Annotated in this window: 16 protein-coding genes and 1 pseudogene; 12 read left to right on the forward strand and 5 right to left on the reverse strand. The window is 61.6% G+C overall.

The features are described 5' to 3' along the window. Window positions 1–16: 16 nt before the first annotated feature. From AC07VU_RS20190 to AC07VU_RS20210, 5 genes and pseudogenes are all read left to right on the forward strand, one after another. Window positions 17–2,299 carry a heavy metal translocating P-type ATPase gene (locus AC07VU_RS20190; protein WP_274306791.1) on the forward strand — a complete coding sequence of 761 codons (2,283 nt, stop codon included), beginning with the start codon at window positions 17–19 and terminating at the stop codon, window positions 2,297–2,299. A 67-nt stretch (window positions 2,300–2,366) separates the two neighbouring features. After that, window positions 2,367–2,648, forward strand: a pseudogene (groEL, locus tag AC07VU_RS20195) (chaperonin GroEL); the annotation flags it as partial. 149 nt (window positions 2,649–2,797) lie between these two features. After that, the gene (locus tag AC07VU_RS20200; RefSeq protein WP_495030329.1) at window positions 2,798–3,682 is read left to right on the forward strand and encodes a universal stress protein; all 885 of its coding nucleotides are present in this window, start codon (window positions 2,798–2,800) and stop codon (window positions 3,680–3,682) included. Window positions 3,683–3,741: 59 nt separating this feature from the next. Continuing rightward, window positions 3,742–4,449: a phosphoribosyltransferase gene (locus AC07VU_RS20205; RefSeq protein WP_495030330.1), complete on the forward strand. Its 708-nt coding sequence runs from the start codon at window positions 3,742–3,744 to the stop codon at window positions 4,447–4,449. Next, window positions 4,442–5,101, forward strand: a complete 660-nt coding sequence (locus AC07VU_RS20210; protein WP_274302851.1) for a dienelactone hydrolase family protein — start codon at window positions 4,442–4,444, stop codon at window positions 5,099–5,101. The genes AC07VU_RS20205 and AC07VU_RS20210 overlap by 8 nt, the downstream gene beginning before the upstream one ends. Window positions 5,102–5,121: 20 nt before the next feature. Here the strand turns inward: AC07VU_RS20210 and AC07VU_RS20215 are convergent, their stop codons facing one another. Both AC07VU_RS20215 and AC07VU_RS20220 read right to left on the reverse strand, forming a co-directional pair. Next, the gene (locus AC07VU_RS20215) at window positions 5,122–6,489 is read right to left on the reverse strand and encodes an erythromycin esterase family protein (protein WP_457276405.1); all 1,368 of its coding nucleotides are present in this window, start codon (window positions 6,487–6,489) and stop codon (window positions 5,122–5,124) included. A 91-nt stretch (window positions 6,490–6,580) separates the two neighbouring features. Beyond that, window positions 6,581–7,123 (reverse strand): Hsp20/alpha crystallin family protein, encoded by a 543-nt coding sequence (locus AC07VU_RS20220; protein ID WP_053261138.1) that lies wholly within the window; start codon window positions 7,121–7,123, stop codon window positions 6,581–6,583. 207 nt (window positions 7,124–7,330) lie between these two features. On the opposite strand from AC07VU_RS20220, the gene AC07VU_RS20225 reads away from it, so the two are divergent. The 7 genes from AC07VU_RS20225 to AC07VU_RS20255 are packed head-to-tail and all read left to right on the forward strand — an operon-like array spanning window position 7,331 to window position 13,628. Beyond that, window positions 7,331–8,011, forward strand: coding sequence for a thermostable hemolysin (locus AC07VU_RS20225; RefSeq protein WP_053261139.1), 681 nt, complete (start codon window positions 7,331–7,333; stop codon window positions 8,009–8,011). Then, entirely contained in the window at window positions 8,001–9,482 is a 1,482-nt protein-coding gene (locus tag AC07VU_RS20230) for an AMP-binding protein (protein ID WP_274302856.1), read from the forward strand. Before AC07VU_RS20225 ends, AC07VU_RS20230 begins: the two co-directional genes overlap by 11 nt. After that, window positions 9,479–10,153 (forward strand): iron-containing redox enzyme family protein, encoded by a 675-nt coding sequence (locus tag AC07VU_RS20235; protein ID WP_053261141.1) that lies wholly within the window; start codon window positions 9,479–9,481, stop codon window positions 10,151–10,153. The genes AC07VU_RS20230 and AC07VU_RS20235 overlap by 4 nt, the downstream gene beginning before the upstream one ends. Further along, window positions 10,140–10,949, forward strand: coding sequence for an SDR family oxidoreductase (locus tag AC07VU_RS20240; RefSeq protein WP_053261142.1), 810 nt, complete (start codon window positions 10,140–10,142; stop codon window positions 10,947–10,949). The genes AC07VU_RS20235 and AC07VU_RS20240 overlap by 14 nt, the downstream gene beginning before the upstream one ends. After that, complete coding sequence (locus tag AC07VU_RS20245; RefSeq protein ID WP_007925649.1) at window positions 10,946–11,590, forward strand: tetratricopeptide repeat protein; 645 nt, start codon at window positions 10,946–10,948, stop codon at window positions 11,588–11,590. Before AC07VU_RS20240 ends, AC07VU_RS20245 begins: the two co-directional genes overlap by 4 nt. A gap of 11 nt (window positions 11,591–11,601) precedes the next feature. Continuing rightward, window positions 11,602–12,264: a response regulator gene (locus AC07VU_RS20250; protein ID WP_495030331.1), complete on the forward strand. Its 663-nt coding sequence runs from the start codon at window positions 11,602–11,604 to the stop codon at window positions 12,262–12,264. Next, window positions 12,261–13,628, forward strand: a complete 1,368-nt coding sequence (locus tag AC07VU_RS20255; protein ID WP_150051177.1) for a sensor histidine kinase — start codon at window positions 12,261–12,263, stop codon at window positions 13,626–13,628. The genes AC07VU_RS20250 and AC07VU_RS20255 overlap by 4 nt, the downstream gene beginning before the upstream one ends. Before the next feature lie 71 nt (window positions 13,629–13,699). Here the strand turns inward: AC07VU_RS20255 and AC07VU_RS20260 are convergent, their stop codons facing one another. The 3 genes from AC07VU_RS20260 to AC07VU_RS20270 are packed head-to-tail and all read right to left on the reverse strand — an operon-like array spanning window position 13,700 to window position 16,447. Next, window positions 13,700–14,014 (reverse strand): DUF2933 domain-containing protein, encoded by a 315-nt coding sequence (locus AC07VU_RS20260; protein ID WP_495030332.1) that lies wholly within the window; start codon window positions 14,012–14,014, stop codon window positions 13,700–13,702. A gap of 43 nt (window positions 14,015–14,057) precedes the next feature. Next, window positions 14,058–14,267, reverse strand: a complete 210-nt coding sequence (locus AC07VU_RS20265) for a hypothetical protein (protein ID WP_495030333.1) — start codon at window positions 14,265–14,267, stop codon at window positions 14,058–14,060. Beyond that, on the reverse strand, window positions 14,264–16,447 hold the full coding sequence (locus AC07VU_RS20270) for a heavy metal translocating P-type ATPase (RefSeq protein ID WP_495030334.1): 2,184 nt from the start codon (window positions 16,445–16,447) through the stop codon (window positions 14,264–14,266). Before AC07VU_RS20270 ends, AC07VU_RS20265 begins: the two co-directional genes overlap by 4 nt. Window positions 16,448–16,466 lie beyond the last annotated feature (19 nt).

The raw sequence follows: 16,466 nt of genomic DNA on the forward strand, positions 1-16,466 counted from the left end.
TGAGGAACTCTCCTCGATGTTCGGCAAGTGGCTGAACCCGGTGCTATTACTGTTCTGCGTCCTGACGCTCCTGGCCGGTGGCGTTGCGCACATGGCGCAGAAGCCTGGCTGGGCATCGCTAGGCTGGGCCACAGGCAGCCTGGTGATGGCCTTGGTCCTGCTCGTCGAGATTGCCCGGCGCCTGGCCCGGCGCGAGGCGGGTGTAGACCTGATCGCGCTGATGTCGATGGTCGCCGCCCTGGCCCTGGAGCAGATGCTGGTGGCGGCGGTGATTGCCTTGATGCTGGCTACCGGACGCACCCTGGAGTTCTTCACCAGGCAACGCGCCGAGCGCGAGCTTCGCGCGCTCATCGATCGGGCACCACGTTTTGCCTGGCTGCAGGAGCAGGGCGGCTTACGCAGGATCCCGGTCGAACAGATCCAACCGCAGCAGACATTGCTGGTGCGCCTGGGGGAGGTGATACCCGTCGATGGTCGCCTGCTGAGTCCCGCGGCCATCCTGGACGAATCGGCGCTCAGCGGTGAGTCGTTGCCGGTAACCCGTCGTAAAGGTGAGCAACTGCCCAGTGGCGTATCCAATGTCGGTGCACCTTTCCTGTTAACCGCCACGCGAACGGCAGCGCAAAGCACCTATGCCGGGATAGTGCGGCTGGCGGAGACGGCACGACGCTCGCGCGCACCTTTTGTGCGCCTGGCCGACCGCTATGCGCTGCTGTTCATTCCGCTGACCTTGCTGATCGCCACCGTAGCCTGGCAAATGAGTGGCGATCCCTTGCGGGTTCTGGCGGTTCTGGTGGTCGCCACACCATGCCCGTTGATCCTGGCGGTGCCGATTTCCATCATGTCAGGCATTTCGAGGGCGGCGCGGCGCGGGATATTGATCAAGGACGGCACGACCCTGGAGGCGTTGGCCGGGATCAGGCAGGTATTTCTCGACAAGACCGGCACACTGACCAGCGGCCATGCGCGCCTGCAGTCGATAGAGGTCAACGGGCTGGCCAATCCTCAGCACCTGCTTGGCCTGGCCGCCTCGCTGGCGCAGGCTTCGACGCACCCGATCTGCCAGGCAATGGTCGAGGCGGCACATCAACGCCATTTATCACTCAGCGTTCCGCGGGAGGTAGAGGAACATCCTGGCTCGGGGCTTTGTGGTCTGGTCGAAGGCCGGCGCGTGCGTTTCGGCACCTTGTCTTTTGTTCATGAACAAGCGCCTGCGACTGACTGGACCACGGCCATGCTGCGCCACATGGATTATCTGGCGTGTAGTGGCAGCTTCATCGACGTGGACGGGACGCTGGCTGGCCTGCTGGTGTTTTCGGATAAGGTGCGCCGAGAAACCCCGCAAACCTTGCGGCGATTGCGCAACCGAGGCATCGAGAAAATCGTCATGCTCACCGGGGACCGCCTGGAAACCGCCGAGATGATTGCTCTGTCTGCCGGGATAGACGAGCTGCGAGCCGGGTTGACTCCCAAGGATAAAGTGCAGGCTGTCCAGGAGGGCTGCCAGCGCGCCAGCACACTGATGGTCGGCGACGGCATCAACGATGCCCCCTCGCTGGCGGCGGCCAATGTCGGTGTGGCGATGGGCGCCAGCGGTGCCACGGCGTCTGCGCAAGCGGCGGGTGTCGTATTGCTGGTCGATCGCCTGGACCGTCTGGTCGATGCGCTGGACATCGCTCGCCGGACCTGCCGGATCGCCCGGCAGGGCGTATGGGTCGGCATGGGCATGTCATTGCTGGCCATGGTCGTGGCTGCGCTCGGTTACCTGCCACCACTTGTCGGCGCCGTTGTGCAGGAGGGCATTGATGTGTTGATCATCATCAACGCCCTGCGTGCATTGGGGCCTCTACAGGCAATGGGTCCACGAAAACTAGCCGCAGAACATATCGATCGCCTGCAAGACGAACACCAGCAACTGGCCGCAGTGCTGAGCGATCTGCATCAACTGGCCAGTGACTTTTCGCGGCGCCCCCTTGAGCAGGCACAGGCCGACTTGCTGGAACTGGTTGGAAAGCTGCAGACATCGCTGGCGCAACATGAGCGAGACGATGAAAACACCCTGTACCCGCTGCTGAATCGAAGCCTGCCGGGCGAGGACCCCCTGTCGACGATGAGCCACGCTCACCGGGAGATTTTTCGCCTTATTCATTTGCTGGCACGCATGAGCGCCGACTTCAGCGTCGACCCCGCCACGGCTTCCGCCGAGGAGATTCAGCATCAGTTGATTCGCCTGGATACCCTCGTGAGACTGCATTTCGATCAGGAGGAAGAGCTGTACCGTTATCTTGACTGGCGCTAGCCGTGTGAGGCCGGCCCCAGCATTTGACGGCACTCGTCATCTGTCATCCGTACATTGGCCTTTATGCGTGGCGTTGGCGCGAAATCGAAATCCAGTGCTGATTCAGAATAAGTGGGGCAATCCGACGGTCTGCAATGATGACGTGACGATCGCCAAACGCATCCGCAACGTTGTCGCGGGAGCCAGCGCGATCGACCTCAAGCGCGGCCTGGGCCTGGGGTTTTCGTTGGTCGTGGCGTCGCTCCAGGCCCAGTCGCGGCCGGTGGGCACGCCCAGGGAAAAGGCACAGGTGGCCTCGCTGTCGGCGCATAACGATGCCGTCATCGGTCAACTGGTGGCTGATGCGCTGCGCGGGTACTTGATATAAATCAACGCCAAGGAAGCATCGACGGAGGACGCTGGATTACAAGCGCTGGTGCCTGCGCCAGCGAGGATGCCACGGCGGCCGTCGAAAGGGCCACGGCAGGCGTTGAAACCCATCTGCCCCGGAGCCAGCTCATGAGCCAGTATCAACGGTTACTGCTGATCATCAACCCGGTCCTGCGTCACTCCCAGGTCATGAACCATGCCGCAGCCCTGGCCAAGGCCAGCGGAGCGAGCCTGCATGTCTGTGCCTTGATGCCTTCCTGGAAACTCTTGGCATTGCTTGAAGAAGGCGACCGGAAAAAGGCACGCGCGGATTACCTGCAAGACCATCGCGACTGGCTCAAGGAGCAAGCGAAAAATATGCGTGACAGGGGGCTGGTGGTGACGACAGAGGTGGCCTGGGCCGATGACCTGCAGCAAGACATTCTCGATCACGTCATGGAGATGCAGCCCGACCTGCTGATCAAACAAGTGCAGCACGAACCGGCACTCAAGCGCGCTTTTTTCACCCCGCTGGATTGGCGTTTGCTGCGCCATTGCCCGATACCGATCTATCTGGTTGGCGAAGGTGGCCATGCCATGCCGCGCAAGGTGGTGGCGGCGGTCGATGCTTCGAGTAGCGATCCACAGGGCGACAAGCTCAATGAGCGGATCATCAAGCAGGCCTGCGACCTTGCCATGCAGTGCGACGCCGAGCTGCACCTGCTGTATGCCTGCGATATTTCAGCCGCCTATCTGGCCGACATGGGCGGGCTGACACTTGCCGACCTCACTAGAGAGCAGCGCAGGGACATGGAAAAGTCGTTCCTCAAACTGGCCGGTCGGTATGGCGTGTCCTCTGACCGCCGGCATTTCATCCAGGGACACCCCGTTCCGGTGCTGAGCGAGTTCGCCCATCAGCAACAGGTGGATGTGATCGTGATGGGCCGAGTCCAGTCCCGGGGCCTGGATAAGCTGCTGGGCAGCACGACCGAACATATCCTCTATCAGGTGCCTTGCAGCGTCTTGGCGATATAGGGAAGACAGCATCCCCACGTTACGCGGCGAGCGCCGTCATCGCCTGAGGAAGTTTTCCGATGTCCAAGAGTCCTTCATTGCAAACCATCTTGCGCGATCGGGCAGATGCCGGTCGACGCCTGGTGGAGCCGTTGCTCGAATATGCCCATCGACCCGATGTCATTGTCCTCGCCTTGCCCCGTGGCGGTGTTCCGGTTGCCTATGAGGTGGCCAAGGCCCTGGACATTCGCCTGGACCTGATGCTGGTCCGCAAGCTGGGAGTACCCTCGCGCGAGGAGTTCGCCATGGGCGCCATAGCCAGCGGCGGCATTCAAATCCTCAATGAAGACGCCCTGCGCGCCCATCCGGTTGATCAAGCCAGTTTCAATGCCGTGGTAGCGCGGGAAACGCAGGAGTTGTTGCGTCGTGAACAGGTTTACCGGGAGGGCCGTCCACCGTTGCGACTCAAGGATCAGGTGGTGATTCTGATCGACGACGGCCTGGCCACAGGCGCCTCGATGAAGGCGGCGATTCACGCGGTGCGTGCGCAAGCACCGGCGCGCATTGTCGTTGCGGTGCCGGTTGCGCCGCTTGAGACAGCGGAGGCGCTGCGCAGCGAAGTGGATGAGCTGATCTGCCCGCTCACCCCCGAGTGGATGATGTCGATCGGCTACTGGTACCTGGATTTTTCCCAGACGCCGGATACCGAGGTCATCGATCTGTTGCAGCGCGCCTGGCAACGGGAATCGGTTCCCGGCCCCTCGGCCCAGGAGTCTCGCGATGTTTGAACCTCGATCTCGACAGCTGGACCTGGAGGGCATTGAACTATCAGCCGATTTGCGCCTGCCTCCGGGCGCTAGGGCGCTGGTGGTCTTCGCTCATGGCAGTGGCAGCGGCCGTTCAAGCCCACGCAATCGGTACGTTGCCGAGTCGCTGGCCAGGCACGGGTTGGGGTCGCTGCTGTCCGACCTGCTCACGGAGACCGAGCAACACCTGGATAACCGGACCCGGGAGCTGCGTTTCGACATCGCATTGCTTGCCAGGCGACTGACTGAGGTGATCGACTGGATCGGTCGGGACCTGGAGTTGCAATCACTGCGGATCGGCCTGTTCGGCGCAAGTACCGGTGCGGCCGCGGCGCTGCTGGCCGCAGCCGCACGGCCGGATGTGGTGCACGCCGTGGTCAGTCGGGGAGGGCGGACCGATCTGGCGGGGCCTGTGCTGTCTCGAGTGAAGGCACCGACCCTGCAGATCGTTGGTGCACAGGACCCGGTGGTGTTCGGCCTGAATTGCCAGAGCAGTCGTGCCCTGCAGTGTGAGCAGCGCCTGGAAGTCGTGGCCGGCGCCACGCATCTGTTTGAAGAGCCCGGTGCCCTCGAGGAAGTCGCCAGGCTTGCTGGCGACTGGTTTGAGACGTATCTGCACGGCCCCCCTCCATAGCTGGCATTCGTTGACCGGCCTCATACACCGAACGGAAAGGTTTCGTCTTCCGGTTCCAGCTCCTGGCTTTTCGGCAGCGGCAGCGCTTTTACCGGTTTCGTTTGCTCGATCCAGATCATGGCGTCGAACTGTTCGGCCAGCACCGCTTCGAAGTAGTGACTGCCACGCTCGCTCTCGGGGCGATAAATCACACCGATGGCTCGCTCCAGCAAGGGTTTGGAAAGGGCGCGACGAAGTTCCTTGCGCTGTGGATCACGCCAGTCGGTCAATGACGCTGCAACGCCGGCCTTGAGGAACTGATACTCCCAGCTGTCCGGGCGCGACGGCCGGATGTCCTTGATCAACAGGTCACCATCCCAGTCGTCGGCCGCAGCCACCTGGCCACGATCGGTGCCCATGCCGATCAGAACGACCTCTCGCCCGAAGGCACTGCGGCACAGTTGACCGATATTGAACTGACCCTTCCAGCCCATTTCCGTGGCCGCCGCATTGCCGATATGGGAATTGTGTGCCCAGACCACGGCTTTGGCTTGCGGGCCTCGGTGTTCAAGCAGCGCGCGCAACGTGTCGAACATATGTCGGTCGCGCAGGTTCCAGGAGGCTGTCGAGCCTCGATAAATCGCGCGGTAGTATTGTTCCGCCGCCAGCACCACCCGGGCGTTTTGCGTCGCATCGAAGAACGCCTCGTCGTCTTTGATGAGCCCGGCCAGTTGCTCGGTCAGCAGGGTATTGAGCTGTTCGATCACTGGTTGCTCACAAGGCATCAGGCCGCCACGCTCGACGAAGTGACCGTACAGCGCCGGGTCATCCTGCCAGGGCGTCAAGCAGCCATAGCGCCGGCGAGCTTCACGGGCCAACTGCGGGTCGACCCGGTCCAGATAGCTCAGGACTTCATGAATGGAGTTGCGCAAACTGTAAACGTCCAGGCCACGGAATTCGACGCGGCGCTGCGGGGCATGCTGGTGGTTGAATTGGTGCAGCCAGTGGGCGAACCCCTTCACTTCGGTGTTGCGCCACATCCAGGTCGGGAATCGGCTGAAGATATGGCGCTTCCAGGCCGAGTGTGCCAACCCGCGCACGTAACGATCGACATGGCTCGCGTCCGGCCAGTCTGCTTCAACGGCAACGATGTTGAACCCGTGCTGCTCGATCAGCCTTCGGGTGATCGCTGCCCGGGCTTGGTAGAAGTCGCTGGTGCCATGACTGGCCTCACCGATCATCACCACGCGCGCATCCGCGTAGCGGTCGAACATTTCACCGAAAGCGGACGAATCCAGCTCCGGCAGGGGCTCGGCGTATTGGCGCAAGAGAGGGGTAATGGCTGCCTGATCAATGTGCGCAGGCAAGCCGTACAGACTATCGAGCATGTCTTGGGAAGGGGTATTCATAGCGGTCATTCCCATCAGGATGGATTACCCGAGGCGTTGACAGCAAAAAGCCCCTTGCCGGTTTCCCGGCAATGGGCAGGCTGGTCCGGCTTCAATCGGCCTTGATCGGCACGACTTTCTCCGCCTTCATGGCTTCGGGCTTTTTCGGCAGCGAGATGCTCAGCACGCCTTTGCTGAAGCTGGCTTCGATCTTCTCGGCATCGACCCCCTTGGGCAGGTTGAACATCCGCTCGAAGGAGCCGTAGTGACGCTCGCTGAGGTGATAGCCTTTTCTTTTCTCTTCCTTGTCCTCTTTCTTTTCACCCTTGATGATCAGGCAACCGTTGGACAGCTTGATCTCGATGTTCTTCTGATCCATGCCCGGCAGCTCGGCGGAAATCTCGAAGCTCTTGTCTTTCTCGGTAATGTCCACGGCAGGCAGGCTATGGCCGATCAATTCCCGCCGCCAGAGTGGATCGACATCGAACAGTCCGCGACTGAAGGGCGACAGGCTGGAGCCGCGATTGAAATCTTCGAACAGGTGATCGACTTGTTGCCGCAGTTTTTCCAGGGGCCGCCACAGGTCTGTCGTCAGCGATGGCTGACGGGCCTTGTCTTCAGTCGTTACTGGCATTTTTTTCACGGAATTGCTCATTTTTCACTACTCCTCTTGGGTAAAGGACAGGCTGTGAAGACTGAGTCTTAATGTCTGCGTGAATGACCGGTTCGTGTTTGATTTAGGTCAGAAGCCGGAAAGTATTTGTCGCCCCAGCCGTCCTGCCGGATTGTTTCGCCACCTTCAGATTCCGTTAAGAAACGCCACCGATACTCCTCCCGAACTTACCCAGGGAGGCATCCATCCATGCCTGATCACGACTGGCACATCGCTCTGCCTTTGCACTTCGGCCAAATCGAAGCGCCGCCGATGTGTCTTGCCAGGGCCTTGCCGGACGAGCCTCAGCGTCCGCTTTTCGAAGCCTTTATCCAGCGCCGTTTTCGCAAGGCCCACGGTGCCGACATCCGTCATTTCATGCCACAGCTGTTTGGCATGAGCAACAACGCATCGGGCGAGCTCTGTGCAGTGGCCGGCGTGCGCCTGGCAGGTCATGAGCAGCTGTTCCTGGAGCGCTATCTGGACGATCCGATCGAGCCATTGATCAGTGCAGCCGCCGATCGTGCCGTGGACCGGGCGGGCATCGTCGAAGTCGGCAACCTGGCCGCCAGCGACACGGGCAGTGCACGGCTGAGCATCATCGCCATGACCTATTTGCTGGCCATGGGGGACCTGGAATGGGTGGCGTTCACCGGCAACATCGGCCTGGTGAACAGCTTTCATCGCCTGGGCCTGAAACCCGTGACCCTCTGTGCCGCCGACCCACAGCGGCTGGGTGATGAACGGCACAGCTGGGGTAGCTATTACGAGAGCAAGCCTTGGGTACACGTCGGCAACATTCGCGCCGGCTTCATTCATCTGCGCAACATCGGGATGTTCGATCGCCTCGGGTTGCCGTCGTCTTTTGCGCAGGCCAGCCATGTCGCATGAAAAGGAACGCTTCAAGCAGGCGCTACGTGACCATGCCGAGCACCGGCCCAATGCCGTTGCCTTGTGGGGCGATCACCTGAAGCTGGACTACGCCACGCTGTACGCACAAGTGATGCAGCGCCAGCAGCGTTTGCGCGACGAAGGCGCCAAGGTGGTTGCCCTGGCCCTGGACAACGGCGTCGAAGCCATGCTCTGGGACCTGGCCGTGTTGTTCGAAGGCTTGACTTGCGTGCTATTGCCGCCGTTCTTCAGCCCGGCCCAACGGGCCCATTGCCTGGAACAGAGCCAGGCTGGGTGGGTGATTGCCGAGCCGGAGCTGGAAGCCGAGCTGAAAGCGGCCGGATACGTGCAAACCGCAACCTTCTGGCGGCGCGCTTTCAGTGGCCCGGACCGGATGTTGGAAGGCACCGCCAAACTGACCTTCACCTCGGGCACCACCGGCACCCCAAAAGGCGTGTGCCTGAGCGCCGAGAGCATGCTGCGGGTCGCTCGCGAGCTGGATCGGGCCAGCAAACCGGCAGATCCGCAGCACCACCTTGCGCTTTTGCCGCTGGCGATCCTGTTGGAAAACCTCGGCTGCTATGCCGCCTTGCACGCCGGCGCGACCCTGAGCCTGCCCAGCCAGAAAACCCTGGGCATCCAGGGCGCCAGTGGCGTCGATGTACCGCGCCTGCTCGGTTGCCTGGCCAACCGTGCGCCGCAGAGCCTGATCCTGGTGCCGCAGCTGTTGCAGATGCTGGTCGGCGCCGCCGAGCACAAAGCCTTCAACCCCGCCGCGCTGCGTTTCGCCGCGGTGGGTGGGGCACGGGTTTGTGCTGCGCTGTTGCAGCGTGCGCAACGCCTCGGCCTGCCGGTCTATGAAGGCTATGGTCTGTCCGAATGCGCATCGGTGGTCTGCCTTAACCGACCGGAGGCGAACCGCCCCGGCAGTGTCGGCCAGCCATTGCCCCATGTGCAGGTCCGCCTGGCCGAAGACGGCGAAGTGCTGATCAAGGGTTCGACCTTGCTCGGGTACTTGGGCGAAACGCCGCGCGCCGATGAATGGTGGCCCAGCGGCGATCTCGGCGAGTTCGATCCCGATGGCTTTCTTTACCTCAAGGGGCGCAAGAAGCATCAGTTCGTCACCAGTTTCGGCCGCAACGTGAACCCGGAATGGGTCGAGGCCGAGTTGACCCAACGCCGCCATATCGCCCAGGCCTTCGTCTACGGCGAAGCCATGCCGCGCAACCATGCTCTGCTCTGGCCCCATCGCCCGGACTGTAGCGACGACGAGCTGGCCGCCGCCGTGGCCGAGGCCAACGAGGCCTTGCCTGATTATGCCCAGGTCCATCGCTGGTCCCGGCTGGATCAACCCTTCACCTTTGCCAATGGCCTGCTGACCGCCAATGGCCGACCGCGCCGCGACGCCATTGTCGAGCGTTACCGGGCGCAACTGACTGAACCCGTACTTTCCGAGGAATCCGCACCATGAGTTTTTTTGACCGGCTGCAAGAAGCTACCCAGCAGGAACGCAACGAGCTGTTCAACCTGCCGATCATTCTCGATGCCCTGCAGGGCCGGGTCAGCCTGGAAAGCTACCGGGCCTTCCTGGCGCAAGCCTATTACCACGTGCGTCACACCGTGCCCTTGATGATGGCCTGCGGTGCGCGCCTGCCGCTGCGCCTGGAGTGGTTGCGCAAAGCGGTGTGCGAGTACATCGAGGATGAGTATGGCCATGAGCAATGGGTGCTCGATGACATTGAAGCCTGCGGCGGCGACAGGGACGAGGTGCGCAACGGTCGCCCCTCCTTGCCAATCGAGTTGATGGTCAGTTTTCTCTACGATCTGATCGCCCGGGACAATCCGGTGGGGCTGTTCGGCATGGTCAATGTGCTCGAGGGCACCAGCATTGCCCTGGCCACCCATGCCGCTGGCAGCATTCGCCAACGCCTGGGCTTGCCGGAAAGCGCTTTCAGCTACCTCAGCTCCCATGGTTCGCTGGATATCGAGCATATGCAGACCTACCGCCGGCTGATGAATACCCTCGACGATCCGGCCGACCAGGCTGCGGTCGTCCATGCCTCCAGGGTGGTGTACAGGCTTTACACCGACATGTTCCGCGGCTTGCCCCGCGGCGGGGAGAACCTGCATGCGCCTGTCTGACGCTCGCGTAGTGCTGACCGGGGCCAGCGGCGGCATTGGCCTGGCCATCGCCAGCGACCTGTGCGCCAGTGGCGCCAAGGTCCTGGCAGTGGCGCGTCGACGCGAGCCCCTGGAGCCCTTGCTCGCCCGCTATCCCAGCCAGCTGTGCTGGGTGGCGGCGGACCTGACCTTCCTCGCCGACCGGCGCAAAGTGCTGACCGCTGCACAGGCCATGGGCGGCATCAACCTGCTGATCAATGCCGCCGGGGTCAATCACTTCACCATGCTCGACCAGCTCGATGACAGCGACGTCAATGCGATGCTGGCGGTGAACATCGGCGCTCCGGTCTGTTTGACCAAGACCTTGCTGCCACTGCTCAAGCAAGCCGAGAGCGCTATGGTGGTGAACGTCGGCTCGACCTACGGTTCCATCGGCTACCCCGGTTACGCCGTCTATTGCGCCACCAAGTTTGCCTTGCGCGGGTTTTCCGAAGCCCTGCGCCGGGAACTGGCGGACACCCGGGTCGGAGTTCTGTATGTCGCGCCACGGGCCACCCATACGAGCATGAATAGCCCCGCAGCCCGGGCCTTGAATGACGCGCTCAAGTCCAATGTCGACGATCCGCAGACCGTCGCCGCGGCGGTGATCCATGCCATCGCCGGTGACCGCCGTGACCTGTACCTGGGCTGGCCGGAGCGCTTTTTCATGCGCCTCAACAGCCTGCTGCCCAATCTGGTGGATCGGGGCCTGCGCAAGCAGTTGCCGCTGATCCGTCGCCTGAGCCACAAGCCCGATAACGAGCATCTCAAACCATGAAAAAACTCATCACATGCCTGCTGCTGGGGGCCTTGAGCCAGAGCGTCTGGGCGCTGGACCCCGCCGACCAGCAACGCCTGAACGGCATTCAGCAAAGCTGGGCACACATCCAATACGAAATCCCGGAAGGCCAACGCACCGCCGCGTTCGAACAACTGGCCAGCCAGACTTCTGCGTTCACCCGGGAGCGTCAATCGCTGGCCGAAGCCTGGATCTGGTCCGGCATCGTCACCAGCAGTTGGGCCGGCGCCCAGGGTGGCCTCGGCGCGCTGAGCAAGGCCAAGGCGGCGAAAGGCTATCTGGAGCAGGCCATGGCCCTGGACCCCAAGGCTCTGCAAGGCTCGGCCTACACGAGTCTTGCCGCACTGTACGACCGGGTGCCGGGCTGGCCCATCGGTTTCGGCGACGCGGAAAAAGCCGAGCAGCTGCTCAAGCAGGCCTTGCAGGTGAACCCCGATGGCATCGACAGTCTGTACTTCTGGGGTGATCATCTCTACCGTCAAAAACGCTACGGCGAAGCCCGCGACGCACTGCAAAAAGCCCTGCGGGCAGCCCCGAGACCCGGCCGGGAAACCGCCGACGCCGGACGTCGCAAGGAGATCGAGGCACTGCTGGTGGACGTGAACAAGAAACTCAACTGACAGGAGTCCGTGTGCGCTTATTACTGATTGAGGATGACGTGGCCCTCGGCGAGGGTATCCAGCATGCCCTGGAACGCGAGGGCTACACCGTCGACTGGCTGCAGGACGGCGGTAGCGCCTTGCATTCGCTGCTCAGCGAAACCTTTGATCTGGCGGTGCTCGACCTCGGCCTGCCGCGCATGGACGGCCTGGATGTGCTGCGACGCCTGCGTGACAGTGGCTCCAACCTCCCGGTGCTGATCCTCACCGCCCGGGATGCCACGGAAGACCGCATCGCCGGGCTCGACGCCGGGGCCGACGATTACCTGATCAAGCCCTTCGACCTGGCCGAACTCAAGGCGCGCCTGCGCGCCTTGCTGCGGCGCAGCGCCGGCCGCGCCCAGCTGCTGATCGAGCATGCAGGCATCAGCCTGAACCCCGGTACCCAGCAGGTCAGCTACCAGGGCGAACCGGTGGCCCTGACCCCCAAGGAATACCAACTGCTCCACGAATTGTTGTCGCCGCCTGGCCGCGTGATCACCCGCGATCACCTGATGCAGTTGCTCTACGGCTGGAGCGAGGAAGCGGAAAGCAACACCCTGGAAGTACATATCCACCACCTGCGCAAGAAGTTCTCCAGCCACCTCATCCGCACCGTCCGCGGCGTCGGTTACCTGGTGGAAGGCCGCCCATGACCTCTATCAGGCGTCGTACCCTGACGTTGATCCTCGGGCTGCTGTTCCTTGGCCTGTTGATCATGACCGTACTCAACCTTCACGACAGCAATCATGAAATAGACGAGGTCTACGACGCCCAGCTGGCTCAGAATGCTCGCCTGCTGCAAGGGATCATGCGCATGCCGATGGCCAGCAAGGAGCACGCCGAGCTGTATCAGGCGTTCAACCAGGCGCTGGGCCAGGCCGTCCCCCAAGTCGATGGCCACCCCTATGAAAGCAAGATCGCGTTCCAGGTCTGGAACGCCCAGGGCGAGCTGTTGGTTCACACCTTGAGCGCGCCGGTCTTTTCAGCGGCGTCGGCCGCGCCCGGCTTCAGCGACGTGACCGATCCGAATAGCCGTAAATGGCGGGCATTCACCCTTGATGACACGCAGTACGGCCTGAAGATATGGGTCGGCGAGCGGGACGATGTACGCGCCGACCTGGTTGACCGGATTGTTCGTCACACCGTCGTCCCTAATCTGCTTGGCAGCCTGATGCTCGCTGCGGTGATCTGGCTGGCAATCGGCTGGGGCTTGAAACCACTGGTGGATATGGCGGCGACGCTGCGTGCGAGGCATCCCGGCTCTCTCGAACCGTTGCAGTTGATGCCGTTGCCCACTGAACTCGAGCCCATGCAGGCGGCCCTCAACCGGGTGTTGGCACAGATTCAGGAAGTCATGGGCCGTGAACGGCGTTTTATCGCTGACGCCGCCCATGAAATGCGCACCCCACTGGCGGTGCTCAGGGTGCATGCGCAGAACCTGATGGAGGAGGGGAGCGAGCAGGATCGCCGTGAATCGCTCGAGCATTTGATTGCCGGCGTGGACCGAACCACTCGGCTGGTCAACCAGTTGCTGACGATGGCGCGTATTGAACCGCAAACAGACACCCATGCAGCACCCTGTATCGATCTGGCGGCGACGGTTCGCGAAAGCCTGGTCCAGCTGACGCCCTGGTTGTTGAACCAGGGGCTCGAGCTGGCTTTCGATGTCGACGAAGGCATCGGCCGTGTCAGAGTCAACGCGGCGGCCATCGACATCGCCTTGAACAACCTGGTGACCAATGCAGCAAACTTTTCGCCGCCCCACGGACTGATCACGGTGCGGCTGGCCAAGAAACAGGAACACTACGAACTGTCCGTCGAGGACCAGGGGCCGGGAATCGATGAGACTGAACGCGAGCGACTCTTCGAGCGTTTCTATAGTCGCGGAAATGCTCAGGGAGCAGGGTTGGGGCTGACTATCGTGCAGGCCATTGCAGCGCGCCTGGGCGGGCAGATCAGATTGGAGAATCGCCACTCTGGCGGGCTGCGGGCGACGTTGGAGATTCGTCGCTTTTAATGCAGCCAGGGCCCACAACGCCAACCGAAGCTCGATGAGCTGCGTTGCATTGCGCAGGTACGACGAATCCGTCATGCAGGACGGTCGGGGTACGTCCTGTTGCTATCGGGTAGGCCGGCATGTTCCTGGTCATTGCCAGCGCCGCTGGGGTGATGGCCACAGCAACTGCCATGTTCACCACTTTCACCATGCTCACGTCCGCCATGCCCATGCCCACGGTGCATGAAAAAATGCATCAGTGGACAGGCCAGTAGTAACAGGAATGGCAGATACGGAAGGACGTGAGCCCTGTGCTCGGTGAACAGGAAATAACCAGCGATGGCGAGGAAGCCTAAAAAGTACCCGTAGGTACCTCTTGCGCGATGCTGGGGAAAGTTATGACTCATGATGGCACTCCTTGAAAGGAAGAGGGACGGCTATAAGGCAAGATCACTTTCTTTTCAGCTGCCGACGAGCCTCGGCCATATCCTTGTCAAATTGACGGATACCGCGAAAAAGTTGCGCCCCGACCAAGACCGGGCACAGCAGGAATAACCCGGCCAGGACAAACGATTTGCCAGTCAGCCCCAACAGGTAAACCACTGTTGCAATACCCACAACACTCACCAGGAGGCAGATTATAAAAACCTCGCGCTTCATGATCCGGCCTCCTGACTCAAGCCAATACGGGCACGTTTGAGCAGCGCGGAGTTGGCAATCACCGACAACGAGCTGAGTGCCATGGCGGCGGCGGCAATGATGGGGTTGAGCAGGCCAAAGGCTGCGATTGGAATACCGATGCTGTTGTAGATGAACGCCCAGAACAGGTTCTGTTTAATCTTGACCATGGTCGCGCGCGACAGCTTGATCGCCGTGACCACGTCACGTACATCGTTCTTGAGCAAGATGATGCCGCCGGTTTCCTTGGCGACATCCGAACCCGAGCCGATGGCAATGCCGATGTCGGCGGTGGCCAGGGCCGGCGCATCGTTGACACCATCGCCAACCATGGCCACGACCTGCCCTTCGCTTTGCAATTGACGGATCACTGCGACCTTGTCGTCCGGCAAGACCTCGGCAATCACTCGCTCAATGCCGACCTGTCGCGCGACTGCTTCGGCAGTACGGTGGTTGTCACCGCTCAGAAGCACGACCTTGATGCCGCTTGCCTGCAATGCCGCAACGGCTTCAGCCGCTTCGGGTTTAATGGTGTCGGCCACAGCAATCACCCCAACCAAACGGTCGTCGACACCGACCAGCATGACGGTCTTGCCATCGGCTTCCAGGCGGATGAGGTGTTCCTCGGCAGCTTCGGTCGCAATGCCTTGGCGGGCGAATAACCGCCGGTTGCCCAGCCATATGTGTTGACTGTCGACACGGCCTTCGATGCCGTGGCCGGCGATTCCCTGGATACCGGTAGCTTTCGGCAAGCGGATGCCATGATGCGCAGCGGCGCGCACTATCGCCGCGCCAAGCGGATGTTCTGAACCGGACTCCACGGCGGCAGCGAGCATCAAGACCTCGCTTTCCAACACGGTGTCTAGCGAGATCACATCGGTTACGTTTGGTTCGCCTCGGGTAATGGTGCCGGTTTTGTCGAATACCACCGTACTCAGTTTTTCTGCCCGCTCCAGTACTTCGCCGCCGCGAATAAGGATGCCGTTATCAGCCCCCTTACCAACACCGACCATTAACGCGGCGGGTGTCGCCACACCGAGTGCGCAGGGACAGGAAATGATCAGAACCGCGATAAAGGCCAACAGCCCCTGCGGGAAATTCCCCGCAAGAGACCAGCCGACCAGCGCCAACAGCGCGACGGCCACCACTGCAGGCACAAAGTAGCCAGTGACCTGGTCGGCTAACCGCTGGATCTGTGCAGTGCTGCTCTGTGCCTCCTCGACCATCTTGATGATCTGTGCCAGTGCGGTATCGGCACCGATTCTGCTCGCCTTGAACGTGAACACGCCACTGCCATTGAGCGTACCTCCGATCACCGAACTGCCCGGGTGTTTGTCGACCGGCATCGACTCGCCAGTCAGCATGGACTCATCTACCGTTGACCGACCTTCACTGACATCACCGTCGGTGGGAATTTTTTCGCCAGGTTTGACTACCAGGAACTCGCCGGCCATGACGCTCTCAGCAGGCAGGTCGACTTCTTGCCCGTCACGAATCACATGCGCGATCGCCGGTTTGAGATCGAGCAAGCGCCGTACCGCGGCAGAGGATTTCTTCTTGATGATCTCCTCCATGTACCTGCCCAGCAGCACGAAGGCGATGATGACCGCCGACACCTCGAAATAGACGTCGCGCTCGGCCACCTTGACTGGCAGGACGTCCGGGAAGAACAACACCGTGACGCTATAGAAATAGGCGACCGACGTACCGAGGGCAATCAGGAAATCCATGTTGATGTTACGGGTGCGAATGGCGTTCCACGCTCCCTTGTAGAAACTCCAGCCACCGATGAACTGCACTGGAGTGACCAACAGGAAAAGCCATATACCCCAGGTGAACCAGGGGAGCGCAGGGATAGGTACCCAAGTCAGTAGCGTGGCACCGGCGGCCAGCGCGATGAAGGCGCCCGCACGCAGAAGCGCCAGGGCCAGTACACCGGTGAGGGCGATAGTCACGCGGGTTTTCATCGCCTTCAGTTCTCTTTCTGGCGACTCGAAGGTGCGAAGGCAAGTATCGCTGCAAAAGTAATAGCTGCGCCCGCCACGTTCCCGTGACAGCGCTGTGGTCTTATCGACCATCATTCCGCAGATCGGATCTTTCGCCATGTTCCCTGATGCAAACGCCGGCTGGCGCCGGCTGTGCTGCATGTGTGATTCGTTCATCGCGGCCTCCTACTCGAAG

It is taken from the genome of Pseudomonas sp. GW821-FHT02B10 (assembly GCF_059421865.1).